The following is a 23102-nucleotide window of genomic DNA, read 5'->3' as shown; positions in this document are numbered from 1 at the left end:
AGCACCCGTCCCAACGAGAGGAACCATCCCGTGGACCTGATATCCGGCGGCACCACCGCCATAGCCGTGATCGTCGTCATCGTCATCCTGGTGGCGCTGGTGGCGTTCATCGCGTCGCGCGTGCGCCGCGTGCCGCCGAACCAGGCGCTCGTGATCGTCGGCCGCAACGCCGAGAAGAGCGAGGGCGGCGCCGGGTTCTCGAGCCCGCAGAAGGTCATCATCGGCGGCCGGACCTTCATCTGGCCGATCTTCCAGGAGGGCTTCACGCTCTCCCTCGAGCAGTACCAGACGAGCGTCACGGCCGAGGCGCGGGACGCGAACTTCATCAACACCGCCGTCGTCGCGACCGTCAACTTCAAGGTGACGGGCACCGAGGACGGCGTGCGCCGGGCCGTGCAGCGCTACCTGCTGCAGCAGGACGCCCTGCCGGAGATCGTGCGGCAGTCCCTCGAGGGCGCGATCCGCGGCCTCATCGGCGACCGTCCCGTGGACGAGCTCGTGAAGAGCTTCTCCGTGGTGGCGCAGGAGGCCGTGAACCAGACGAAGAACGACCTCGCGGAGCTGGGCCTCCAGATCGAGACGCTCAACGTCCGCGAGATCACGACGCCGGGCAGCACCTACCTCGACGACCGGGCCCGCTCGAACGCCGCGCGCGCCCGCCAGATCGCCGAGGTCGCGGAGGCCGAGAACAAGCGGATCTCCGCGCTCGCCGCCATCGAGAACGACCAGCAGACCGCCGAGCGCCAGCTGGAGCTCGACCTCCGCCGCGCGGCCATCAAGGCCGACACCGACCGCGCCAACGCCACCGCGCTCGCCGCGGGCGAGCTCGCGAAGGCCGAGCAGGACCGCCTGGTCGCCGACCAGGAGCGCACCGCCGTCGCCGCCCAGGCCGAGGTCTCCAAGGAGCGCCTGCGCATCGACGTCGAGCTCCCCGCCGAGGCGCGCAAGTACGCGACCGTCCAGGACGCGCAGGCCGCCCGCGACGCCGAGAAGGCGAAGGTCGACGTGGAGGTCTACCAGCGCACGCAGAACGCCGAGGCGGCGAAGACCGCGGCCGTGAACGAGGCCGCGTCGATCACCGCGCTCGGGAAGGCCAACGCGGACGCGATCCAGGCGCGCGGCCAGGCCGAGGCCGAGGCGGCCGCCGCGCTCGCCGAGGCGCAGAACAAGCTGTCGCGCGAGGCCCTGCAGGCGCGCATCATCGCGTCCATGCCGGAGATCGCCCGCGAGATGGCGGCGCCGCTCGCCAACGTCGACAACATGACGATCATCTCCGCGGACGGCGCCAACGCGCTCAACCGCTCGGTGGCCGAGAACATGGCGACGCTGCCGAAGCTGCTGAAGGACACCACGGGGATCGACGTCGCCACGGCGCTCAGCTCGTTCCTCGGCTCGACGGCCGCGGGCACGTCCGCCGGCGTCGGGACGACCTCCACGGACGCGGGCCCGAGGACGGCCGCGCCCGAGGGCGCCGGGATCTGATCCCGGTGCCGGTGCCCGTCGGGACGCGCGGCGTCCCGACGGGCCCGGCATGAGGTCGACGAGCCCGTTCCGGGTGCTGTGGGGCGCGAACGCGCTCTCCAACCTCGCGGACGGGCTCGCTTCGTCTCCCTGCCGCTCGTCGCGGCCGGGCTCCACGGACGACCCGCGCCTCGTGGCCGGCCTCGCGACGACGTACGCGCTGGTGCGGCTCGTGGTCGCGCTGCCCGTCGGCGTGCACGTCGACCGGCTCGACCGGCGCACGCTCCTGGTGGTCGCGAACGCGCTCCGCGGCGTGGCGGTGCTGGGGCTCGCGATGTCGCTGCACACGGGCGCCGGATCGCTGGTCGTCCTCTACGGGGTGATGGCCGTGGTCGGCGTGCTCGAGAGCGCCGCCGACGGCGCGGCGGTCGCCGTGCTGCCGTCGCTCGTCCCACGGGGCGGCCTCGACCGGGCGAACGCGCGCATCGCGGGGACGCAGCTCGTGGCGGACGAGTTCGTGGGGCCGCCGCTCGGCGGGGTCCTGTTCGCGCTCGCCGTCGCCGCGCCCGTGGCCGCGACGGGCGGGCTCTGGCTCGCCGCCGGCGCCCTGGCGCTCGCGCTGCCGCGGCGGTCGCCGGCCGCGCCTCCCGCGCACGGTCCGCGCGCCTCCGTCGTGCGCGAGGCCGCGGAGGGCGTGCGCTGGCTGGCCCGGCACCGCGTCGTCGGTGCCCTGGCGCTCCTCGGCGGCCTGGCGAGCGTCGGGTACATGCTCCCGTTCTCGGTGCTCGTGCTCTTCGCTCGCGAACGGCTGGGGCTCGACGCCGCGGGCTACGGGGTGCTCCTGGCGGCGTCCGCGCTGGGCGGCCTCGCCGGATCGGCGCTCGCCGCGCCCCTGCGATCCCGCCTCGGATCCCGGTGGACCATCACGGCCGCCCTCGCGCTCGGCTGCGCGAGCCTCGCCGGGCTCGCCGTCACGCGGGACCCGGTCGTCGCCGGGATCCTGCTCGCCCTCTACATCCTGCACGCGGTGGTCTGGGGCATCTGCGCGACCTCGCTCCGGCAGCGCCGGGTGCCGGACGCGCTGCTCGGCCGAGTCGGCGCCGCCGGCCGCGTGCTCAGCCTGCTCGGCCTCGCGGTCGGATCGGCCTTCGGCGGTCTGGCCGCGACGGCGGGGATCGCCGTGCCGACGGTGGCGGGCGCCGCCGTATTCGCGGCCTGCGCGGTGGTCGCCGTGGTGACCCTGCGCGGATCCGACGCCGACGCCCTGCCCGGGCCGCCCCCGGGTCCCCTCGGCCCGCCTTCCGGCAGCCGCACCTCCACGAGCCCGCCGGTGACGCGCGTCTCGAAGCGCGGCTGCGGCGAGGTCGCGGGGCCGTGGACCACCTCGCCGGTCCTCAGGCTGAACACGCTGTCGTGCCACGGGCAGGTGACGCAGGCCTCGCCCGTCCCCGGGTCCCTCCCCAGCTCGCCCTCGTCGAGCGGCGCGGAGAGGTGGCTGCACGTGTTGCTGAGCGCGTCGACCGTCATCCCGTGGCGGCGCACGAGGATCGGCAGCCCGGCCACGTCGCGCTTCGCGAGGCGTCCGTCGGGCAGGTCGTCGAGGAGGCCGAGCTCCTGCCATCCGGCGGGGAAGCGGTGCGGCACGTCCTCGGCGTGGTTGGCGCCCGAGGCCTGGCGGTACGCGAGGTGCCCGCCGAGGAAGCCGCCGGCGGAGACGAGGCCGAGGCCCGCGAGGCCGAGCAGCTTGCCGCTGGTCTGCTTGCCGCGGGCGCGCTGGATCCACGAGAGCCCGTAGAGGCCCGTCGCGAGGGCGTTGGCGGCGGAGTGCACGATGCCGACGCGGAGCTGCTGCTCGTGCAGCTGCGACCAGTCGGCGTAGCCCGAGACGATGGAGGGAGCGGCGCTGAGGATCCCCACGCCCACGAGCGCCTGGCTGGCCTTCTGGTTGCCGGGCAGGAGGTCGAGGACCGCGGAGGAGATCCACGCGCCCGACGGGACGAGGACCGCCACCGGGTGCAGCGGGTGCCCGAACGGCACGCCGTGCAGCAGGTCGGCCAGGGCGCGGGGCTTGAGCAGGGCGACCACGGTGCCGCGGACCTTCTCCACGATGGGATCGAGCGCCTCGGCGTCCTCGATCCTCGTGATGGCCGCGACGAGCTTCAGCTCCCTCATGGGGTCTCCGTCCGTTTCCGGCGCCGCCGTCGGCGCTCCCTCCCAGGCAACGCCTGCGGGGGAGCAGTGACAAGGCCGGGCGGCCGGATCCGGTGCCGCCGCTCGACGGCCTGGCCCGCGTAGCTCGCGGCGACGATGAGGACCGCGCCGCACATCCCGACCGGTCCGATCACCTCGCCCGCGACGACGACGCCCACGCCGAGCGCCCACACCGGCTCCGTCCCCATGAGGATGCTCGCGCGCGACGCGGACGTCCGCCGCACGGCCCAGAGCTGCACGACGAAGGCGAAGACGGAGCACAGCAGGCCGAGGAACAGGACGTCCGCCCAGCCGTCCGCGTCCAGCCGCGCGACGGCGGCCGGCAGCTCCGCCCCCGCGACGACCGTGGAGGCCGCCGCGCAGACCGCCATCTGCACGAGCACCACCCCGAGCGTGCCCTCCGTGCGGCCGCGGGTGAGGTGCGCGCTCGCCGTGACGTGGACCGCGCGGACCGCGGCCGCGGCGATCACCAGCGCATCGCCGGCCGTCGGCGTGCGCAGCCCGCCCTCGGAGACGAGGAGGGCGACGCCGACCACGGCCGCGACCGCGGCGACGAAGTACGGACGGGGCAGCCACGAGCGGGACGCGGCGCCCTCGAGGACGGGCGTCATGACGAGCGCCAGGCTGATGAGGAGCCCCGCGTTGGTGGCGCTGGTGAGGTGGACGCCCCACGTCTCGAGCCCGATCACCGCAGCCTGCGAGCAGCCCAGCGCCACCGCGATCCCGAGGCCCCGGCCCCGGGGGAGGGACTCCCGCCGGCCGAGGCACAGGAGGGCCGTCGCGGCGGCCGCCACGAGGAACCGGAGTGCGATCGCCGCGGGGACGCCGGTCTCGGCGGCGAGCTCCTTGGCCGCGAGGAAGCTCGCGCCCCAGACCGCGGCCACGCCGAGGAGGAGCAGGTCGACGAGGAGTCCGGGGCGTGCGCGCGAGGCCATGACGCTACTGTCCAGAGGACGGATGCCCAAGAGCAATGGGCCATGACTTGATGCACGATGAAGGGCAGGCTTGTGGATCCGGCACGACTCCGCCTCCTCCGCGAGCTCGGCGACCGCGGCAGCGTGGCGGCCGTCGCCGCCGCGATGCACGTGAGCGCGTCCGCCGTCTCGCAGCAGCTCGCGGTGCTCCAGGCGCAGGTGGCGGTCCCGCTGACCGTGAAGCGCGGGCGGCGGCTGGTGCTCACGGACGCGGGGGAGGCGCTCGCCGTCGCCGCGACGCGGGTGGAGGTGGCGCTCGCCGAGGCCCGGGACGCCGTCGGCTCGTTCCTCGGTCACGACGCGCAGCCGGTGCGCGTCTCCACCTTCCACAGCGCGGGGCTCGCGCTGTTCGGCCCGCTCCTCGCCGAGCTGGGCGAGATGCAGGGCCCGGGCGTCCACCTCGCCGACGCCGACGTCGCGCAGTCGGAGTTCGCCCGCCTCACCGCGGACCACGACCTGGTCGTCGCGCACCGCCTCCCCCACGAGCCGGAGTGGCCGGTCGGGCGCCTGGTCGTCGTGCCGCTCCTGGTCGAGCCCCTGGACATCGCCCTGCACGCGGGGCATCCCCTCGCCGCGGTCCCGGGCATCCGCCCCGAGCAGCTGCGCGACGAGCGGTGGATCTCCACGCACGAGGGGTTCCCCCTCACGGGCGTCCTCGCGCAGCTGGGCGCCCTCATCGGGCGCGCGCCGCAGGTCGACCACCGCATCAACGAGTTCTCCGTCGCGGCTCAGGTCGTCCGGTGCGGGCGCGGCCGTCGCCGTGATGCCGCGGATGACGGCGGCCCCGCTGGCGGTCGACGGGATGGTCCTGCGTCCCCTCGTCGGCGCCGCGCTGGTCCGCCACGTGGACGTCCTCGCCCGTCCGGACGCGATGGCGCGCCTGCCGGTCCGCCGGGTCCTCGACGCGCTGCGGCGGGTGGCGTCCGCGGCGGCGGAGAGCGCCGGGGGCCAGGCGCCGGTGCCGGCCGGGGAACGGGATCGGATCGGCCCGAGCGGTAGTCGCGGCAGGGACCACGCGGGGGAGGGGAGATCAGGGGCGGGACCGGGCGCCGGGATCAGGCGTCGGGGTCGCGCGAGGGATGCCGGGAGGCGACGGGCGCGCCGTGCCGCGCCGCCCGGTACCCCGCGGCCCGGAGGCGCCGGGCCCACGGGTACGTCGTGTCGCCGGGTGGGGCCGCGAGCACGGGGTCCGCGCGCGTGGGGGTGTCGACGGGGCCGGCGGCGTCGTGCGCGAGCTCGATGCGCGCCGCCACGTGCCACCGGCCGCGCGGCGTCGCGTGCACCAGCCGCATCCGGAGCGGGCGCGTGGCGAGGGCACGGGCCAGGTCGGCGGCGCCCGCGGGCAGGTCCGGCTCCCGGTCGACCACGACGCCGAGCAGGACCGGCCCCGCCGATCCGCGGTAGGGCATGAGCGTGGTCATGCGCGCACCGGAGAGGGTGCGGCGCGGCTTCAGCAGGAATCGTGCGGGGAAGCCGATGCCCGTCGTCGAGAGCAGAACGTCGACCGCGGTGCCGCCCGCGTCGGGGATCCGGAGCGCGAGGCCGAGCACGTCGGGGATGGCCGGCGGCGTGCCGCCGCCCCGCGAGAAGCGAGCCTCGATCGCGAGCGGGTCGTCGAGCCCATCCAGCCAATCGAGGCCGGAGGCGGCGCGGCAGGGGACGGGTGCGAGCGTCCCCGCGAGGGTGACGCCGTGCGGGTGGAGAGGACGCGGCCTCCGGACGACGCGGAGCGCGGCGACGAGCCCCGCGAGGACGTTCCCGCCGACGCGGGCCGGGATGTCGGTCATCGCTCGACCCTATTCCGGTGCGCGGCAGACGTCCCGGCGGTCGGGCGCGCGGGCGGTCGCCGCGGTTTACGGCCCGCGCGACGACGCCCGAACCGGCGGGGGAGCCGGCCCGGGCGTCGGGCGGTGCGGGTGCGCGATCGCGCTGGGCGCTACGGCGTCGGCATGCCGCCGTTGACGTGCAGCGTCTCGCCGACGACGTAGCTCGACTCGTTGGAGGCGAGGAACACGTAGGCGGGCGCGAGCTCCGCGGGCTGGCCGGCGCGACCGAGCGGGGTCTGCTCGCCGAACTCGGGCAGTGCCTCGGCGGGCTGGCCGCCGGCCGTCTGCAGCGGGGTCCAGATCGGGCCGGGGGCGACCACGTTCACGCGGATGCCCTTCGGCGCGAGCTGCTGCGCGAGGCCCTTCGAGAACGTGTTGATGGACGCCTTGGTGGTGGCGTAGTGGATCAGGTTCGGCGACGGCTGGTACGCCTGGATCGACGAGGTGTTGATGATCGACGAGCCGGGCGCCAGGTGGGGCAGCGCCGCCTTCGTGATCCAGAACATCGCGTAGACGTTGGTCTTGAAGGTGAGGTCGAACTCCTCGTCGGAGATGTCCTCCAGCGCGTCGACGTTCTGCTGCTTGCCCGCGTTGTTCACGAGGATGTCGAGGCCGCCGAGGCCCTCGACGGCCTTCGCGACGAGCTCGCGGCTGAACTCCGCGGTCGCGATGTCTCCGGGGATCGCGACGGCCGTGCGTCCGGCCTCCTCGATGAGGGCGACGACCTTCCTCGCGTCCTCCTCCTCCTCGGGGAGGTACGAGAGCGCGACGTCGGCGCCCTCGCGGGCGTAGGCGATGGCCACGGCCGCGCCGATGCCGGAGTCGGCACCGGTGATGAGGGCCTTGCGCCCCTCGAGGCGGCCGGATCCGCGGTACGTGCTCTCGCCGCGGTCCGCGGTGTCGTCGAGGTCGGCGTCGAGCCCGGGGCCGTCCTGCTGCTGCGCGGTGGGGTCGATGCCGGCGTACATCTTCGTCGGGTCCTGGAACGTGTACTGGTCGGTGCTCATGGGTCTCCTGGTGCTGGGTGCTGGATGCTGCGTTCGGGCAGGGGTGCCGGGCGGATCAGCTCGGCGGGGTGTCGTCCAGGTCGATGTCCTGGCCGGCGAGGTCGTTCGGGGCGAGGGCGGGCTCGGCCTCGCCGTCGACGCCCAGGGCGTCGGCCTCGGGCTCGGCGTCCTCGGCGGTGACGGCGTCGTCGTCGTCGTCCTGCTCGACCGGCTCGTCGGTGTCGGGGAGGACGGTCTCGCCGGCGACGGCGTCGTTCACGACCGTCTCCTGGTCCATGCCGACCGCGTCGAGGGCCGTGTCGTCGCCGGTGGAGTCGTCACCGGGCGTGGTGGAGGTGGCGTCCGACACGGTCACTCACCCGCCTCGGGCTTGGGGTGGCCGGGGATCGAGTCGCCGCTGAGGTTGAGCTCGTCGGGGTCGACGTCGATCTCGCCGACGTCGTCGGGTCCGCCCGATCCGGGGAGGACCTGCACGTCGTCCTCGGCGGCGGGGACGTCGTCGGAGACGCCCTCGCTCTCGACGATCTGCTCGCTCTGCTTCACCTGCGTGTCGTCCTCGCTGGGGGAGGTGAAGTCCTTGTCCTGGCGTGTGTCTGAGGTGTCCGCGGGCTGGAGGCGCGGGTCGTCGGTGTCCATGCGGCCGACGCTACGCTCGGCCCCCGCCCGTGTGGTCGGCGTTCAGGGAACCCTCATGCAATGCGTCCTGCGGGGATGCCCGGCGGTGCTCGCGGGGTGTCGCGTGCGGGATGTCACATGTCGTCGGGGCCCTCGCCGAAGGGGTCGGGCGCGTCCTCGCGGGCGTCCTCCTCGGCGGCCTCCTCGCGGGACGCGACCGAGTCGGCGTCGAGGGGCGCGGGGTCCGGCAGCGGGTGGCGGTCGGCGTCGGGCGCGGGGTCCGTCAGCGGGGGGCGGTCGGCGTCGGGCGCGGGGTCCGTCACCTCAGCGGCCCTCGGGATCCACGTGGCCGTCGGCGTCGTCGGCGGGCGCGCTCATGTGCGAGTCCGCTGCCGTGACGGCGCGGTTGTCCGGGACGGCGGGGTACCCGGCGCTCGCGGGCTCCGCGTCCTCGACCTCGAGGGTGTCCTCCTCGGCGTGGCCGTAGTCCGTGCCGTCGGGGGCGCGGACCGCGTCGCCGGTCGGGGTCCGGTCGCCGTCGGGGGAGACCACGTCGTCCACGGTCACCAGCCCGTCGGGGTCGCCGGGGCCGCGCCCGGTGCGGATGCCGTCTGCGTGCTCGTCGCGATCGCTCATGCCGTCCACCCTGACGAGCGTCCCCGGCTCCCCGACGGGCGTCGCGCGCGCTCCTCCACCCGCCTCCGTGCCCGCGGACGGCGAGGAGCCGCCGCCCGCGGGTGCGGACGGCGGCTCCTCGGGGCTGCGACGCGGCGGCAGGCTGCGACGCCGCGGGCGCGGCCGCGTGGGTCAGCTCGCGGCGGGCGCCTCGGATCCCACCGTGAGGGTCTCGGCCGGCTGCTCGCCGGGCCCGTCGTCGGACGTGACCGCGATCTTGCGCGGCTTCGCCCGCTCGCTCACGGGGATGGTGACGCTGAGCACGCCGTTGGCGTAGTGCGCCGAGATGCGCTCCGTGTCGATGCCCTGGCCGAGCGTGAGCTGGCGCAGGAAGGTGCCGGCGACGCGCTCGCGCGCGAGCCAGCGGACGCCCGGGTCCCCCGCGAGCGTGCGCTCGGCGCGGATGGTGAGCAGCTGGCCGTCCACGTCGATGTCGACCGAGCCCGGGTCGATGCCCGGGAGGTCGGCGGCCAGCACGTAGGTGTCGCCCTCGCGGTGCAGGTCGATGGGCATCGGGCGGTTCGGCTGGCGGGTCTCGGCCAGCGCGCCCATCGCGCGGTCCAGCTCGCGGAACGGATCGAAGGTCATGTTCATGCTCGACTCCTCAACGGTGATCTGTGGGTTGAGCCCCCTCGGCTCAACTACGTCGAGATCAGCACTCGGCCATCAGGAGTGCCAAGCCGTTCGCCGAGGGCGAATGCCGTGCTGACCACCTGTTCGAGGACCACGGTGTCAGCGTCGGCGGAGGTCGCGCTCCATGCGTCCGATGAGCGTCCAGACGGCGCGCGAGAGGTCCGGGTGCTCGAGCGCGATGCCGCGCAGCAGCCGGTACTCGAACCGCGCGACCACGCCGGGCGCGGTGGACGGGTGCCGCACCCGGGCGAGCTCCTCGACCATGCCGTCGGCCTCGAGCGCGTCCTGCCGGAGGGTCGCGACCACGTGCTCGTCCACGGTCGGCAGCTGCGGGATGACCTCCCACGGGTCGTCGCCGTTCCGGCACCGGTGCTCGATCACGGCGTCCAGCTCGTCGCGGGCCTCCTGGCGCAGCACCTCGAGGCTGGCGGGGAAGCGGGCGTGCACGGGCGGTTCCCCTCGGACGGCGGGCGGTGGCGATCCGTCGCTCGTGACGCGACGGCCGGATCCCCTTCACGCTACGTCATGCCCCGGACCCCGCCCGACGAGGGGGATCGGCGCGCTCGCTAGCCTGGCAGTCGACCCCGGAGCCGACCCAGGAGGACCCATGCCCGACACCGCCCGCCCCGTCGCCCTCGTCACGGGGGCCACGCGCGGCATCGGCCGCGCCGTCGCCCAGGACCTCGCCCGCACGCACCGCGTCATCGTCCACGGACGCGACCGGGAGGCCGTCGACGCGCTCGCCGCCTCCCTCCCGGACGCCGTGGGCTGGGCCGCGGACCTCGCGGCGGGAGGCCTCGCCGACGGCGTGCCCGCCCTGGACCGGCTCGACGTGCTCGTGCACTCGGCCGGCGTGATCGGCGGCGACGCGGTGGCCGAGACGCCCGTCGACGAGTGGCGCCGCGTGTTCGAGGTCAACGTCTTCGCCGTCGCCGAGGTCACGCGCGTCCTCCTCCCGGCGCTCCGGGCCGCACGCGGCCAGGTGGTGCTCGTCAACTCCGGATCCGGCTTCACGGCCAACCCGACCGGCGGCGTCTACGCGGGATCCAAGTTCGCCCTCCGCGCGCTCGGCGACGCCCTCCGCGAGGAGGAGCGCCCGAACGGCGTGCGCGTCTCGAGCGTCCACCCCGGCCGCGTCGCCACCGACATGCAGCGGGAGCTCCGCGCGAAGGAGGGCGGGGAGTACGACGAGACGCGGTACCTGGACCCGGCCTCGGTCGCCCGGGCCGTGCGCCTCGTCGTCGACCAGACGCGCGACGGCACGCTCGAGTCGGTCTCGCTGCGGCCGTTCGGGGGCTGATCCGCACCCCGCCGCCCCCACCGCTCGCGCCGCCCGGCGCGCCGACCACCCGCAGATGGAGAACCCTCGTGAGCACCCCCGCATCCGGATCCACTCCCGCGTCCCCGCCCGTCGTCGTCGCGGGCGCCACCGGCGACCTCGGCCGCCGCATCGTCCGCGAGCTCCTCGCGCGGGACGCGTCCGTCCGGGTGCTGACGCGCCCGGGAAGCCGGTCGGCCACCGAGGCGTGGGCCGGCGAGCCGCGCGTCGAGGTCGTGCAGGCCGCGTACACCGACCGGGAGGCGCTGGTCCGCGCGGTCTCGGGCGCGCGCGTCGTCGTGTCCGCCGTGAGCGGCGCCCGCTCCGTGATCCTCGGCGCCCAGCGCGCACTCCTCGCGGCCGCGGTCGCGGCGGGCGTGCCGCGCTTCATCCCATCCGACTACTCCTCGGACTACCGGCGGGTGACGCCCGGCAGCAACCGCAACTTCGAGCTGCGCCGCGAGTTCGCGGCCGACCTCGACGCCGCCCCCGTGCGCGCCACCTCCGTGCTCAACGGCGCGTTCGCCGACATGCTCACCGGCCAGGCGCCCATCGTGCTGTTCGACCGGCACCGCGTCCTCTACTGGTCCTCCGCCGACCAGGTGCTCGACTTCACGACCAAGGACGACACGGCCCGCGTGGTCGCCCAGGTGGCGCTCGACGACGACGCGCCGCGCGTGGTCGAGGTGGCGGGCGACCGGGTCACCGCCCGGGACATCGCGCGCACCATGACGGAGATCACGGGCACGCCGTTCGCGCTGCAGTGGGCGGGCACCACGGGCGTCCTCTCCGCGGCGAGCAAGGCCATGCGCCGGGTCGGGCGCGACGAGCAGGAGACCTTCCCCGCCTGGCAGGGCATGCAGTACCTCGTCAGCATGTACAGCGGCGAGGCGGAGCTGCGCCACGTCGACCGGGAGCGGTTCGGCGACGCACCGTGGACGAGCGTGCGGGGACGTGCTCGCCGCCCACGTCGCCGAGCGCGGGGCCGCGACGGCGTCGTAGCCCGCGTGCCGTCACGAGGCCACGGCTCGCTGGGTGCCGCGTCCAGGCGGCGGTGGTCGGATGGGGCTGCGCCGACGAGCGCCGCGGGCCGGCCGTCCGACCGCCCGCACCCCCGAACGAAGGAGACCCATGACGTCACGCAGCATCCAGTGGCAGCTGGCGAAGCGCCCCACCGGCGAGCCCGCCCCCGACGACGTCCGCCGCGTCGAGGTCGACCTGCCCGACCTCCAGGACGGCGAGGTGCGCGTCGAGAACGAGTTCATCTCCGTCGACCCGTACATGCGCGGCCGCATGAACGACGTGCCCTCCTACGTGCCGCCGTTCGGGCTCGACGAGGCCATGACCGGATCCGCGGTGGGCCGCGTCGTCGAGTCCCGCTCCGACGACCTCGCCGTCGGCACGCTCGTCAGCCACATGCTCGGCTGGCGCGACGTCGCCCAGGGTGCGGCCGGAGCGTTCCGCCCGTCCCCGAGGTCCCGGGCGTCGCGTCCTCCGCGCACCTCGGCGTCCTCGGCCTCACGGGCCTCACCGCCTACGTCGGGCTCACTCGCATCGCGTCGATCCGCGAGGGCGACGTCGTCTTCGTCTCCGGCGCGGCCGGGGCGGTCGGCTCCATGGTGGGCCAGATCGCCCGCCTGCTCGGCGCCTCGCGCGTCGTCGGCAGCGCCGGATCCGCGGAGAAGGTCGAGCGCCTCACCGACCACCTCGGCTTCGACGCGGCCTTCGACTACCACGGCGGCGACCTCGACGCGAAGCTCGCCGAGGCCGCGCCCGACGGCATCGACCTCTACTTCGACAACGTGGGCGGCGACCACCTGTCCGGCGGCGCTCGGCGCGCTCAAGGACTTCGGCCGCGTCGCCAACTGCGGGTCGATCTCGACCTACAACTCCACGGGCGAGGAGGTCGCGATCCGCAACACGGGCCGCATCGTCACGCGCGGGCTCACGCTCCGCGGCTTCACGCTCGGCAACCACCAGGACCTCGCGCCCGAGTTCGCCGCGAAGATGGGCCCGTGGCTCTCCGAGGGCAGCATCACCGCCGACGAGACGGTCGTCGACGGCATCGACCGCGCGTTCGAGGCCTTCACCGGCCTCATGCGCGGCGAGAACGTCGGGAAGATGGTCGTGCGGACCAGCGCCTCCGCCTGACCCGCACCGCCCGGGTGTCGTCCTCGGGGAGCGTCGGCGGCGCGTCCGCCCGGCGCTCCCCGTCGTCGTCCCCGGGCGCGTCCGTCGGGTTCCGCGCCTCGCGCAGCCGCCGCCCCTCGTCCTCGAGCAGCGCGCGTCGGCGGGCGAGCCGCTCGGCCCGCGTGGTGTCGCGCACGGGCAGCCGCAGCGCGTGCTCGGCGGGGATCCCGGCCTGCAGCTGCCGTGCGCGGATGATCTCCACGTCCAGCTCGCCGCCGAGGACGAGCGACAGGTTGCCGATGTAGAGCCAGAGCAGCAGCACGATCACCGCGCCGAGCACCCCGTAGGTCGACTCGTAGGTCGCGATCCGGGTCACGTACGCGACGAACCCGGCGGTGCCCAGCCCCCAGGCGACGATCGCGACGAGGCTGCCCCACGTCAGCAGGTCGACCCGGCGGCGGCGCAGGTTCGGGGTCGCCGCGTAGAGCACGCCGATGATCCCCGTCAGCAGCGCCACGAGCAGCGGCCACTTCACGACCGCCCACACGACGAGGGTCGTGTCGCCGAGGCCGAGGCGCTGCCCGAGCGCCCGGGCGCCCTCGTCGGTGAGCAGCAGCATGCCCACCATCACGACGCTGACGATCAGCAGCACGATCGTCACCACGAGCATCAGGGCCCGGTACTTGACGAGCGGGCGGCCCTCCTCCGTCTCCTGCACGCGGTTCATCGCGCGGCCGAACGCCGTGACGTAGGCCGCCGACGTCCAGACCGCGCCGAGGAAGCTGACGGTGAAGGCGATCCCGGAGCGCGGGCCGTCGGCGAGCTGCTCGACGGGGTCGCGGATCACGTCCACCGCCGAGTCGCCGAGCACGGCCGTCAGCACGCGGAGCACGCCGTCGACGCCCGCGCGCGTGTCGCCGACGAGGCCGATGAGGCTGAGCACCGCGACCGCGGCGGGCACGAGCGAGAGGGTGGAGTAGAAGGTGAGGCTCGCGGCCGTGTCGATGCCGCGGTGCTTCATGAAGCCGTACACGGCGCGGCGGGAGGCGTACCAGCCGAGCTCGCGGCCGATGCGCTGGCGGCGGTGCAGGGCCCCGTCGTCGTCGGCGCCGCCGCCCGGCCGGACCGCCTCGGCCGCGTCGGGCGCCGCGAGCGCCGCGGGACCGAGCGCCGCCATGCGCTCGCGGGCGAGGTCGGCGGCGCGCGTCGCGGCGGCGGTCGGGCGGACGGGCATGCCTGCCAGTCTGACCCACGCCCGGGGCGCCGTCGCGCCGGCGCCCCTCGGCGGCTGGCCGCGCCCCGCCCGGTGCGGTACACAGGGAGGATGGTGCACACGGAGTCGGTCGAGATCGAGCGCAAGTACGACGTCCCCGAGGGGGCGCCCGTCCCCGGCTTCGTCGGCATCCCGGGCATCGCCGAGGCGCGGCCCGCGGAGCCCGTCACGCTCGTCGCCGTCTACCTCGACACGGCGGACCACGCGCTCGCCGACCGCCGCATGATCCTCCGCCGCCGCGAGGGCGGGCACGACGCGGGCTGGCACGTGAAGCTCCCCGCCGACGGGGCCGAGGGCCGCACGGAGCTCGGCTGGCCGCTCGACGACGGCGACGGCGACGGCGACGTCGACGTCGCGGTCCCGCCGGCCGTGCTCGACGCGGTCGCGGTGCACGTGCGCGGACGGGAGCTCACGCCGCTCGCGCGCCTCGAGACGGTGCGCACCATCGTCACGCTGCACGACGGGGACGGCCGGGCGGTCGCCGAGTTCGCCGACGACCGCGTCACCGGGTCCGACGTGCGCGGGGGCACCGTGCGCGCCTGGCACGAGTGGGAGGTCGAGCTGCTGCCCGACGCACCCGCCGGACGGAAGCGCCGCACGGCGCTCCTCGACCGGATCGAGCAGCACGTCCTCGACGCCGGGGCCCGGCCCTCCGACAGCGCCTCGAAGCTCGCCCGCGCGCTCGGCGCCGACGCCCTCGGCCGGCAGGCGCCCGCGGGCCCCGCCCTGCCGGATCCCGCGACCCTCCGGAAGGACAGCCCCGCCGTCGACGTGGCGCGCGCCGTCCTCGCCCGCGGGGTGCGCGACCTCGTCGCCGCCGATCCGCACGTGCGCGCCGACGAGCCCGACTCCGTGCACCGGATGCGCGTCGCCGTCCGCCGCCTGCGCAGCGCGCTGCGCACCCACCAGGACGTCATCGACCCCGCTGCCACCGCGCCCGTCCGGGCGGAGCTCACCGCCCTCGGCGCCGTGCTCGGCGACGCCCGCGACATGGAGGTGCTGCGCGACCGCGTCGTGTGGTCGGTGGTCGAGCACGACGCGGAGACGGTGCCGGACCACGTGGGCGACGCCCTCCACGACGTCCTCGACGAGCGCTACCACCGGGCCCGCGAGCGCGTCGTCCGGTCGCTCTCCTCGGCGCGGTACCTGGCCCTCCTCGAGTCCCTCGACGCCCTGGTGGCCGATCCGCCGCTCACGCACGACGCGTCCGCCCCCGCGGGCCCGGCCCTCCGCGCGGCGCTCCGACGCGACGCGGAGCGGGTCGGACGCCGGGCCGCCGTCGCCCAGGAGGCCGCCGGCGAGGCGGCGCGCGTAGAAGCCCTGCACGAGGTCCGCAAGGCCGCGAAGCGGCTGCGGTACGCGGCCGAGGAGGTCAGCGGGCGCACGGTCCCCGTCCTCGGGCGGAAGACGATGCGGCTCGCGACGGCGGCGGAGGAGGTGCACGACGAGCTGGGCGAGCACCGCGACGGCCTCGCCATGCAGCGCGTCCTCCGCGAGGAGGCGCGCCGGCTGGCGGCCCGCGGCGAGGACTCCTTCGCGCTCGGCGTGCTGCACGAGGCGGAGCGCCTGCGCACCGAGTCGGCGCTCTGGCGGGCGCACCAGGCGCTGGAGCGGCTGCTCGCGACCCCCGTCCCGGGAGCCTGAGCCCGGCTCGTAGAATCGTCGGGTGACCCCCGACCCCGCGCCGCCCACCCCGGCGTACGACCCGTCGGAGCTCGACGTCGACGTCACGGGCGGCACGGTCCGGGGAGTGCGCGAGCGGGGCATCGAGGCCTGGCGCGGCATCCCCTACGCGGCCCCTCCGCGCGGCGACCTGCGCTTCCGCGCGCCGCAGCCCGTCGTCCCCTGGGAGGGCGCGCGCTTCGCGCAGCACTTCGGCAAGGTCGCCCCGCAGGTCAGCGCGGGCGCCTTCATGGGGGCGCCGCAGGGCACGCCGATGGGCGAGGACTGCCTCACCGTCAACGTCGTCGCGCCGTCCGGGCTCTCGCCGGACGCCGCGCGCGTGAACCGCGAGTCCCAGCTGCGGCCCGTCATGGTGTTCATCCACGGCGGCGCGTACGTCGTCGGGTCCTCGCGTGAGGACCCCGTGCAGGGCGAGGGCCTGGTGCGCCAGGGCGGCATCGTCTATGTGAGCTTCAACTACCGCCTCGGCGCGCTCGGCTACCTCGACTTCAGCCGGTACTCTACGCCGGAGCGGCCCCTCGAGGCGAACCTCGGCCTCCGGGACCAGGTGCAGGCTCTCCGCTGGGTGCGCGAGAACATCCGGGCCTTCGGCGGCGACCCCGACAACGTCACGGTCTTCGGCGAGTCCGCGGGAGGCAACGCCGTCACCACGCTCATGGCCGTGCCCGCGGCGCACGGCCTGTTCGCGCGCGCCATCGCGCAGAGCTCGCCCACCAACGCCATCTACCCGGCGGAGCAGACCGCGCTGTGGGCCGAGCGCTTCGTGCGGCTCCTGGCCGACCGCGCGGGCCGCGCCCCCGACGACGCGGAGGCGGTCCGCCTGCTCACCGCCGCGAGCTCGTCGACCCTCGCGGCCGCGGCGAACGAGCTCATGGTGCGGACGCCCGACCAGGATCCCGGCACCATAACCTTCAGCCCCGTCATCGACGGCGACGTGCTGCCCGAGCGTCCCCTCGACGCCTTCAAGCACGGGCGGGCGGCGCGCGTGCCGCTCATCATCGGCACCAACGAGCGCGAGGGGTCGCTGTTCACCGGGCGGCTCGACATCCTCGCGACCACGCCGGCGCGCATCGGGGCCGTGTTCGCGAAGACCGACGAGGAGCACCGCGAGGAGCTGGCGGCGCTCGACCCGGGCCTCCCGAAGCGCCGCGCGGCCCTCGACTTCGGCGGCGACTACGCCTTCTGGTACCCGTCGGTCAAGGTCGCGGAGCGCCACGCCCGCTACGCGCCCGTGCACTTCTACCGCTTCGACATCGCCCCGCGCCTCGTCCACCTGATGGGCCTCGACGCCACGCACGGCCTCGAGCTCTTCGCGCTGTTCGACCGGATGGACTCCCTGCTCGGCCGGGGCATGACCCTCCTCGGCGGCCGGCGCGCGTTCGTCGCGGCCGGCGAGCGGATGCGCATCGCCTGGCTCCGCTTCGCGCAGGACGGCACGGTCGACGAGTCGTGGCCCGCCTACGTCGGCGACGACGAGGACGCGCTCCGCGACCTCGCCGACGACGACGCCCCCGCGGCGGGCACGGGAGCGCCGGGCGAGCGTCAGCCGGTCGAGGCCGCATCCGGACCCCGCCCTCCGCGCGTGCGCCCGGGCGGCATCCGCGACCGCGGTCCCCGGCGGCGGGCGACCCTCGTCTTCGACGTGGTCGACCGCGTCGAGCACGACCCGCACGCCGACCGCCGCGTCGCATGGCGCGACTTCGTGCCGCACATCTGAGCCCCCCGATCCGTCGTCGGACGTTCACCCGGCCGCCATCCACCCGTCGCCCGTTCGAGCTGTGCGCATGCAGGCCGTTAGGATCGACGACTGTGATATCCGCTCGAGGGATCCGGTAGTGGATCTCACCCTCATCGTCGTCCTCGTCATCGTCCTGGCGCTGTTCTTCGACTTCACCAACGGCTTCCACGACACGGCCAACGCGATGGCGACGCCCATCGCGACGGGCGCGCTGAAGCCCCGCGTGGCGGTCGCGATCGCCGCGGTGCTGAACCTCGTCGGCGCGTTCCTCAGCACCGAGGTCGCGAAGACGGTCTCCGGCGGCATCATCCGCGAGGGCGACGGCGGGGTGCAGATCACGCCCTCCATGATCTTCGCGGGGCTGATGGGCGCCATCGTCTGGAACCTCGTCACGTGGCTCCGCGGCCTTCCCTCGAGCTCCAGCCACGCGCTCTTCGGCGGCCTCATCGGCGCGGCCGTCGTGGGCGCGGGCCTCGGCTCGGTCGACTTCGGCGTGGTGCTGTCGAAGGTCATCCTCCCGGCGCTCCTCGCCCCGGCGATCGCGGGCCTCATCGCCTACACGACCACGAAGCTCGCCTACTCGATCACGCGCCGCTCGAGCGGCCCGAACGAGCGCGGCGGCTTCCGCTACGGCCAGATCTTCACGTCGTCCCTCGTCGCCCTCGCGCACGGCACCAACGACGCGCAGAAGACCATGGGCATCATCACCCTCACGCTCATCGCGGGCGGCTTCCAGGCCGCGGGCTCCGGCCCCGGTTCTGGGTCATCGCGGTCTGCGCGGTCGCCATCGCGCTCGGCACGTACATGGGCGGCTGGCGCATCATCCGCACCATGGGGTCCGGCCTCACCGAGGTCAAGCCCGCGCAGGGCTTCAGCGCCGAGGCCTCGACCGCGGCCACCATCCTCGCGTCCAGCCACCTCGGCTTCGCGCTCTCGACCACGCAGGTCGCGTCGGGCTCGGTCATCGGCTCGGGCCTCGGCCGTCGCGGCGCGTCCGTGCGCTGGAACACGGTCGGCAAGATCGCGCTCGGCTGGCTGCTGACGCTGCCGTCGGCCGCCATCGTGGGCGCCGTCGCGGCCCTCGTCGCGAGCACCGGCACGGTCGGCTTCGTCATCGACGCGGTCGTCGGGGTCGCGGTCATCGTCTGGATCTTCTGGCGCTCGCGCCGGAACGCCGTCGACGCGCGCAACGCCATCGTCGAGGTGGACGCCGCCGGCTTCGCCGTGCGGGGACGCAAGGCCACCAAGGCCGCCCGGAAGGCCAAGGAGGCCGCATGATCGACTGGAGCGCGTTCCTCGTCGTCGCCGTCGCCGCCCTCGTGGGCGCCGTCGCGGTGGTCTGCCTCTTCTCGCTGGGCGTCCGGCTGCTCGCCGTCGGCACCGAGTACGACGACGAGGGCGACAAGGTCTCGGTCACCGGGATCCGGCCGCAGGCCGCCACGGTGGGCGGCTACGTCTGCTTCGCGCTGAGCGGGATCGCCGTGCTCTACGGCGTCTACCTCATCGTGCCCGCGCTGCACGGCTGATCCCCGTCCCGTCGCGCCCGCCGCCCCGCCGCTGGTGCGGTCGGCCCGCGCGCCCCTAGGCTCGACCCCGTCCCGACGCCGTCGTCGGCTCCTCCCTCCTCCTGTCGTCCGACCCGACCCCTCGCGGAAGAAGCCATGACCGAAGCGCGCACGTCGTCCCCCTCCCCCGAGACCTCCGGAGCGCCCGGCGCGCTCGACCGCTTCTTCGAGATCACGAAGCGCGGCTCCACGTACGCGCGGGAGATCCGCGGCGGGGTGCTCACCTTCGTCACGATGGCGTACATCGTCGTCCTCAACCCGCTGATCCTCGGCGGGTTCAGCGCCGACGCGGCCACGCTCGACGTGGAGGGGAACTGGCTGCAGGCCGCGCAGGTGGGCGCGGCGACCGCGCTCACGGCCGGCGTCATGACGATCCTGTTCGGGCTCGTCGCGCGGCTGCCGTTCGCCTTCGCGGCGGGCCTCGGCATCAACTCGTTCCTCGCCGTGAGCGTGGTCGGCGACGTCACGTGGCCGGAGGCGATGGGCCTCGTGGTGATCAACGGCCTGGTGATCGTGCTGCTCGCCACCACGGGGCTCCGCACGCTGATCTTCCGCGCCGTCCCGAAGGAGCTCAAGACCGCCATCACCGTGGGCATCGGCCTCTTCATCGCGTTCATCGGCTTCGTCGACTCGGGCTTCGTGCGCGGCACCGGCGTGCCGGGCCTCGCCGCTCGCGCTCGGCATCGACGGGTCCATCGCGTCGCTGCCGACCGTCGTCTTCATCCTCGGCCTCGTGATCATGGGCGTGCTCATGGCCCGCCGCGTGCCCGGGGCGCTCCTCATCGGCATCGTCGCCACCACGCTCATCGCGATCGTCGTCGAGCAGGTCTTCCGCATCGGCCCGTCCAACACCTCGGGCGCCACGGGCTGGAACCTCAACGCGCCGGTGCTGCCGGGCGTCCCCGTCGCGCTGCCCGACCTCGGGCTCGTCGGCGCGTTCGACTTCGGCGCCTTCGCCCGCATCGGCATCATCTCGAGCCTCATGCTGGTCTTCACGCTGGTGTTCACGAACTTCTTCGACGCCATGGGCACCATGACCGGCCTCGCCAAGGCCGCCGACCTCTCCGACGAGCGCGGCGACTTCCCCCGCCTCAAGGGCGCGCTGGTCGTCGAGGGCTTCGGCGCGGTCGCGGGGGGCGCCACGTCGAGCTCGTCCAACACGGTCTTCATCGAGTCGGCCTCCGGCATCGGCGAGGGCGCCCGCACGGGCCTCGCGTCGATGGTCACGGGCGTGCTGTTCCTCCTCGCCATGTTCTTCACGCCGCTCACGCAGGTCGTGCCGCTCGAGGTCGCGGCCGCCGCGCTCGTCATCGTCGGCACGCTCATGGCGTCGCAGATCAAGGACATCGTCTGGTCCGACTTCTCCGTCGCGCTGCCCGTGTTCCTCACCGTGCTCGTCATGCCGCTCACGTACTCCATCGCCAACGGCATCGGCGTCGGCTTCCTCTCCTGGGTGCTCGTGCGCTCGTTCTCCGGCCGCATCCGCGAGGTCTCGCCCCTGCTCTGGGGTGGTCTCGGCGGGCTTCCTGGTGTTCTTCGCGCGCGGCCCGATCGAGCAGCTGCTCGGCGTCTGACCCGCCCGGGGTCGACGCCGCCCGGCGGGTTGGCGCGACCGGCGGCGGCTCCCCGTAGGGTCGGTGGGGACCCCCATCCGACGACGCACGGGAGCCCGCCATGACCGACATCGACACGCGCGGCGACGTCCGCGAGCCGCAGGAGTCCGCGAAGCGCTGGCGCATCATCGGCCCGGGCCTCGTGGTCGCGGCCACCGGGATCGGGGCGGGCTGACCTCGTCGCGACCCTGGTGGCGGGCTCCCGCTTCGGCTACGCGCTGCTCTGGGCGGCGGTGCTCGGCGTCATCATCAAGATCTTCCTGGTCGAGGGCGCGGGCCGGTACTCGCTCGCCACGGGCCGCACGATCTTCGAGGGCTGGCGCAGCGTCGGCCGCTGGACCACCTGGTACTTCGGGCCCTACATCCTCATCTGGGGCCTCTGTGTACGGCGCGGCCGCCATGAGCTCCTCCGCGCTTCCGCTCGCGGCCCTGTTCCCGGGCGTCGACCTCAAGGTCTTCGCGATCGCCTGCGGGCTCCTGGGAGCGGTGGTCGTCTGGTTCGGCCGCTACTCGGCGTTCGAGAGGATCATCGCGGTCTTCGTCGGCCTCATGTTCGTCACCGTGGTGGGCGCCGCGATCGTGACGCTGCCCAACGTCCCGGCGCTCCTGTCGGGCCTCGTGCCGACCATCCCCGAGGGCGGCCTCGTCGTCGCGCTGAGCATCGCGGGCGGCGTCGGCGGCACCATCACCCTCGCCGCCTACGGGTACTGGCTGCGCGAGAAGGGCTGGGTGGCGCCCGGCTGGATGAAGGTCATGCGCATCAGACGACTCCGTCGCCTACGTCATGAGCGGCGTGTTCGTGCTCTCGATGCTCGTCGTCGGCGCGGAGCTCCTGTACTCCGCGGACATCGCGCTGGCCGACGGCGAGGGCGGCCTCGTGCAGCTCGCCGACGTGCTGGGGGAGCGCTACGGCGCCTTCATGACCTGGTTCTTCCTGCTCGGCTTCTTCGCCACGTCGTTCTCGTCGATCCTTCGGCGTGTGGAACGGCGTCTCGCTGATGTTCGCCGACTTCCTCGGCACCATCCGCGGCCTCGACGTGGAGGACCCGCGTCGCCGCCTCGGCGGCAGCTACTACCGCGGCTTCATCCTGTGGCTGACGATCCCGCCCATCGGCCTGCTGTTCCTCGACCAGCCGATCGGCCTGATCATCGCCTACGGCGTGCTGGGGGCGCTCTTCATGCCGTTCCTCGCGATCACCCTGCTCGTGCTCCTCAACACCGACCGCACGCCGCGGGCCTGGCGGAACCGCCCGCTCAGCGACACCGTGATGGGCCTGTCGGCGCTCCTGTTCGTGGTGCTCGGCGTGCAGCAGCTCGTGACGGAGGTCGGGAAGCTCCTCTAGGGAGCGCCGCGCCGCCTCAGTCCGCGGAGGCGGTGGCGCGCACGGCCGGGGAGCCGTCGGCGTCCGGCGCGTCGTCCCCGCGACCCCCACCGGGGACCGCGGGCGCCCGGAACACGACGAGCCGGTACAGCGCGGAGTTCCACACCAGGCCGATGAGCACCGCCGTGGCCTTGGCGACGTTGATCTCCAGGAACTCCTGCTCGGCGCTCGTGCCGAACATGAACAGCGACCGGCCGAACGTCGTGTCGAAGCCGCGCTCGAACAGCCAGATGACGCCGCTCTGCAGCAGCAGCGAGCTGAAGCCGGTGACCGCGAAGAACCTCAGGAACCGGCCTACGGTCACGGGCTCGCCGTACCGGAACACGAAGAAGTGGTTCAGGAGGTCGGAGATGGTGATGCCGACCGTCACCGAGACCAGGTTCGCGCCCAGCACGGGCATGCCGGCGGCGAGGATCAGCAGGTTGAGCAGCACGAAGTCGAGGCCCGTGTTCACGAGGCCGGCGACGAGGAAGCGGACGCGGCGGTCGCCGAGGAGCTTCGCCATGCGGATCCCCCTCCCTGCGGCGCGGACGCCCGTGGTGTCGGCGGACGCACACGGCGTCAGGGCGCCGAGCCACCGCCAGCGTAACAAGCGCCGGGCGGGGCTGCCCGCCGCCCCGCGGTCGGCGGGCCGGTGGCTGGCTAGACTCGATGGGGCCCGCATCCGGGTCGTCCCCCCGACGCGAAGACGGAACCACCAGCTTGAGCAGTCTCACGATCGTCATCCCCACCTACGAGGAGGCGCGCAACGTCGGGGAGCTGCTTCCCCGCCTCGCGGCCATGGCGGCGGAGAACGCCGACTTCGCGATCACGGCGATGATCGTCGACGACTCGTCGCCGGACGGCACCGCGGACCTCGTCCGCACCCTCGCCCCGAGCGTCGAGACGGACACCTTCCACGTCCGCGTGGAGACCCGTGCCGAGAAGGCGGGCCTCGGTGCCGCCTACATCTGGGCGTTCGAGCTCCTCCTCGGGGCCGACGAGCCGCCCACGCACAT

At 74.5% G+C, this 23102-nt stretch carries 17 protein-coding genes and 8 pseudogenes; 13 read left to right on the top strand and 12 right to left on the bottom strand.

Going from position 1 to position 23102, the window contains the following annotated elements; genetic code table 11:
- The first annotated feature begins 30 nt into the window (after positions 1–30).
- Together ACZ411_RS04540 and ACZ411_RS04535 are read left to right on the top strand one after the other, a co-directional pair.
- Positions 31–1482, top strand: a complete 1452-nt coding sequence (locus tag ACZ411_RS04540) for an SPFH domain-containing protein (RefSeq protein WP_464168851.1) — start codon at positions 31–33, stop codon at positions 1480–1482.
- Positions 1483–1531: 49 nt separating this feature from the next.
- Positions 1532–2710 (top strand): annotated as a pseudogene (locus ACZ411_RS04535) (MFS transporter); the annotation flags it as partial.
- Between the two features lie 119 nt (positions 2711–2829).
- On the opposite strand, the pseudogene ACZ411_RS04530 reads toward ACZ411_RS04535, so the two are convergent.
- Together ACZ411_RS04530 and ACZ411_RS04525 are read right to left on the bottom strand one after the other, a co-directional pair.
- Positions 2830–3633: pseudogene (locus ACZ411_RS04530) on the bottom strand (Rieske (2Fe-2S) protein); the annotation flags it as partial.
- Positions 3630–4607 (bottom strand): DMT family transporter, encoded by a 978-nt coding sequence (locus ACZ411_RS04525; RefSeq protein WP_464168849.1) that lies wholly within the window; start codon positions 4605–4607, stop codon positions 3630–3632. The gene ACZ411_RS04525 and the pseudogene ACZ411_RS04530, both read right to left, overlap by 4 nt.
- A gap of 57 nt (positions 4608–4664) precedes the next feature.
- Here ACZ411_RS04525 and ACZ411_RS04520 point away from each other — a divergent pair, with 57 nt between their 5' ends.
- Entirely contained in the window at positions 4665–5645 is a 981-nt protein-coding gene (locus ACZ411_RS04520) for a LysR family transcriptional regulator (RefSeq protein WP_464168847.1), read from the top strand.
- 56 nt (positions 5646–5701) lie between these two features.
- Here ACZ411_RS04520 and ACZ411_RS04515 read toward each other — a convergent pair whose 3' ends face one another.
- The 8 genes from ACZ411_RS04515 to ACZ411_RS04480 form a co-directional block, all read right to left on the bottom strand.
- Entirely contained in the window at positions 5702–6433 is a 732-nt protein-coding gene (locus ACZ411_RS04515) for a hypothetical protein (protein WP_464168845.1), read from the bottom strand.
- 149 nt (positions 6434–6582) lie between these two features.
- On the bottom strand, positions 6583–7479 hold the full coding sequence (locus ACZ411_RS04510; protein ID WP_464168843.1) for a glucose 1-dehydrogenase: 897 nt from the start codon (positions 7477–7479) through the stop codon (positions 6583–6585).
- Between the two features lie 55 nt (positions 7480–7534).
- Positions 7535–7834: a hypothetical protein gene (locus tag ACZ411_RS04505; RefSeq protein WP_464168841.1), complete on the bottom strand. Its 300-nt coding sequence runs from the start codon at positions 7832–7834 to the stop codon at positions 7535–7537.
- Positions 7831–8115 (bottom strand): hypothetical protein, encoded by a 285-nt coding sequence (locus ACZ411_RS04500; RefSeq protein WP_104289719.1) that lies wholly within the window; start codon positions 8113–8115, stop codon positions 7831–7833. Before ACZ411_RS04500 ends, ACZ411_RS04505 begins: the two co-directional genes overlap by 4 nt.
- 113 nt (positions 8116–8228) lie before the next feature.
- The gene (locus ACZ411_RS04495) at positions 8229–8417 is read right to left on the bottom strand and encodes a hypothetical protein (protein ID WP_464168838.1); all 189 of its coding nucleotides are present in this window, start codon (positions 8415–8417) and stop codon (positions 8229–8231) included.
- Position 8418: 1 nt separating this feature from the next.
- Positions 8419–8730, bottom strand: a complete 312-nt coding sequence (locus tag ACZ411_RS04490; RefSeq protein ID WP_464168836.1) for a hypothetical protein — start codon at positions 8728–8730, stop codon at positions 8419–8421.
- A gap of 171 nt (positions 8731–8901) precedes the next feature.
- Positions 8902–9363 (bottom strand): Hsp20/alpha crystallin family protein, encoded by a 462-nt coding sequence (locus tag ACZ411_RS04485; RefSeq protein WP_464168834.1) that lies wholly within the window; start codon positions 9361–9363, stop codon positions 8902–8904.
- Positions 9364–9501: 138 nt separating this feature from the next.
- The gene (locus ACZ411_RS04480; RefSeq protein ID WP_464168832.1) at positions 9502–9849 is read right to left on the bottom strand and encodes a hypothetical protein; all 348 of its coding nucleotides are present in this window, start codon (positions 9847–9849) and stop codon (positions 9502–9504) included.
- Positions 9850–10009: 160 nt separating this feature from the next.
- Here ACZ411_RS04480 and ACZ411_RS04475 point away from each other — a divergent pair, with 160 nt between their 5' ends.
- The 3 genes and pseudogenes from ACZ411_RS04475 (at position 10010) to ACZ411_RS04465 (ending at position 12871) form a co-directional block, all read left to right on the top strand.
- Positions 10010–10702, top strand: coding sequence for an SDR family oxidoreductase (locus ACZ411_RS04475; RefSeq protein ID WP_104343903.1), 693 nt, complete (start codon positions 10010–10012; stop codon positions 10700–10702).
- Positions 10703–10770: 68 nt separating this feature from the next.
- Positions 10771–11722: pseudogene (locus tag ACZ411_RS04470) on the top strand (NmrA family NAD(P)-binding protein).
- A gap of 129 nt (positions 11723–11851) precedes the next feature.
- Positions 11852–12871 (top strand): annotated as a pseudogene (locus ACZ411_RS04465) (NADP-dependent oxidoreductase).
- Here ACZ411_RS04465 and ACZ411_RS04460 read toward each other — a convergent pair.
- Positions 12816–14084, bottom strand: a complete 1269-nt coding sequence (locus ACZ411_RS04460; RefSeq protein WP_464168830.1) for a YihY/virulence factor BrkB family protein — start codon at positions 14082–14084, stop codon at positions 12816–12818. The pseudogene ACZ411_RS04465 and the gene ACZ411_RS04460 overlap by 56 nt on opposite strands.
- Positions 14085–14174: 90 nt before the next feature.
- Here ACZ411_RS04460 and ACZ411_RS04455 point away from each other — a divergent pair, with 90 nt between their 5' ends.
- The 6 genes and pseudogenes from ACZ411_RS04455 (at position 14175) to ACZ411_RS04430 (ending at position 22065) form a co-directional block, all read left to right on the top strand.
- On the top strand, positions 14175–15767 hold the full coding sequence (locus ACZ411_RS04455) for a CYTH and CHAD domain-containing protein (protein ID WP_464168828.1): 1593 nt from the start codon (positions 14175–14177) through the stop codon (positions 15765–15767).
- Between the two features lie 22 nt (positions 15768–15789).
- Positions 15790–17523, top strand: coding sequence for a carboxylesterase/lipase family protein (locus ACZ411_RS04450; RefSeq protein WP_464168826.1), 1734 nt, complete (start codon positions 15790–15792; stop codon positions 17521–17523).
- A 118-nt stretch (positions 17524–17641) separates the two neighbouring features.
- Positions 17642–18822, top strand: a pseudogene (locus ACZ411_RS04445) (anion permease).
- A complete protein-coding gene (locus ACZ411_RS04440) occupies positions 18819–19070 on the top strand; it encodes a hypothetical protein (protein ID WP_094116226.1) in 252 nt (83 codons plus the stop codon). The pseudogene ACZ411_RS04445 and the gene ACZ411_RS04440 overlap by 4 nt, the downstream one beginning before the upstream one ends.
- A 135-nt stretch (positions 19071–19205) precedes the next feature.
- A pseudogene (locus tag ACZ411_RS04435) lies at positions 19206–20683 on the top strand (NCS2 family permease).
- 100 nt (positions 20684–20783) lie between these two features.
- Positions 20784–22065: pseudogene (locus ACZ411_RS04430) on the top strand (Nramp family divalent metal transporter).
- 16 nt (positions 22066–22081) lie between these two features.
- Here the strand turns inward: ACZ411_RS04430 and ACZ411_RS04425 are convergent.
- A complete protein-coding gene (locus tag ACZ411_RS04425; protein WP_464168823.1) occupies positions 22082–22609 on the bottom strand; it encodes a GtrA family protein in 528 nt (175 codons plus the stop codon).
- 146 nt (positions 22610–22755) lie between these two features.
- On the opposite strand from ACZ411_RS04425, the pseudogene ACZ411_RS04420 reads away from it, so the two are divergent.
- Positions 22756–23079 (top strand): annotated as a pseudogene (locus ACZ411_RS04420) (glycosyltransferase); the annotation flags it as partial.
- Positions 23080–23102: the final 23 nt, after the last annotated feature.

The organism is Clavibacter sp. AC415, from assembly GCF_979252985.1.
Note: the sequence above shows the minus strand (reverse complement) of the source record. Positions and strands in the feature narration are given on the sequence as shown.

Bases quoted from the DNA above. Each gene is read 5' to 3' on its own strand.
- ACZ411_RS04525 (WP_464168849.1), bottom strand. From the start codon at position 4,607: ATGGCCTCGCGCGCACGCCCCGGACTCCTCGTCGACCTGCTCCTCCTC.
- ACZ411_RS04520 (WP_464168847.1), top strand. From the start codon at position 4,665: ATGAAGGGCAGGCTTGTGGATCCGGCACGACTCCGCCTCCTCCGCGAG.
- ACZ411_RS04515 (WP_464168845.1), bottom strand. From the start codon at position 6,433: ATGACCGACATCCCGGCCCGCGTCGGCGGGAACGTCCTCGCGGGGCTC.
- ACZ411_RS04510 (WP_464168843.1), bottom strand. From the start codon at position 7,479: ATGAGCACCGACCAGTACACGTTCCAGGACCCGACGAAGATGTACGCC.
- ACZ411_RS04500 (WP_104289719.1), bottom strand. From the start codon at position 8,115: ATGGACACCGACGACCCGCGCCTCCAGCCCGCGGACACCTCAGACACA.
- ACZ411_RS04490 (WP_464168836.1), bottom strand. From the start codon at position 8,730: ATGAGCGATCGCGACGAGCACGCAGACGGCATCCGCACCGGGCGCGGC.
- ACZ411_RS04485 (WP_464168834.1), bottom strand. From the start codon at position 9,363: ATGAACATGACCTTCGATCCGTTCCGCGAGCTGGACCGCGCGATGGGC.
- ACZ411_RS04475 (WP_104343903.1), top strand. From the start codon at position 10,010: ATGCCCGACACCGCCCGCCCCGTCGCCCTCGTCACGGGGGCCACGCGC.
- ACZ411_RS04460 (WP_464168830.1), bottom strand. From the start codon at position 14,084: ATGCCCGTCCGCCCGACCGCCGCCGCGACGCGCGCCGCCGACCTCGCC.
- ACZ411_RS04455 (WP_464168828.1), top strand. From the start codon at position 14,175: ATGGTGCACACGGAGTCGGTCGAGATCGAGCGCAAGTACGACGTCCCC.
- ACZ411_RS04440 (WP_094116226.1), top strand. From the start codon at position 18,819: ATGATCGACTGGAGCGCGTTCCTCGTCGTCGCCGTCGCCGCCCTCGTG.
- ACZ411_RS04425 (WP_464168823.1), bottom strand. From the start codon at position 22,609: ATGGCGAAGCTCCTCGGCGACCGCCGCGTCCGCTTCCTCGTCGCCGGC.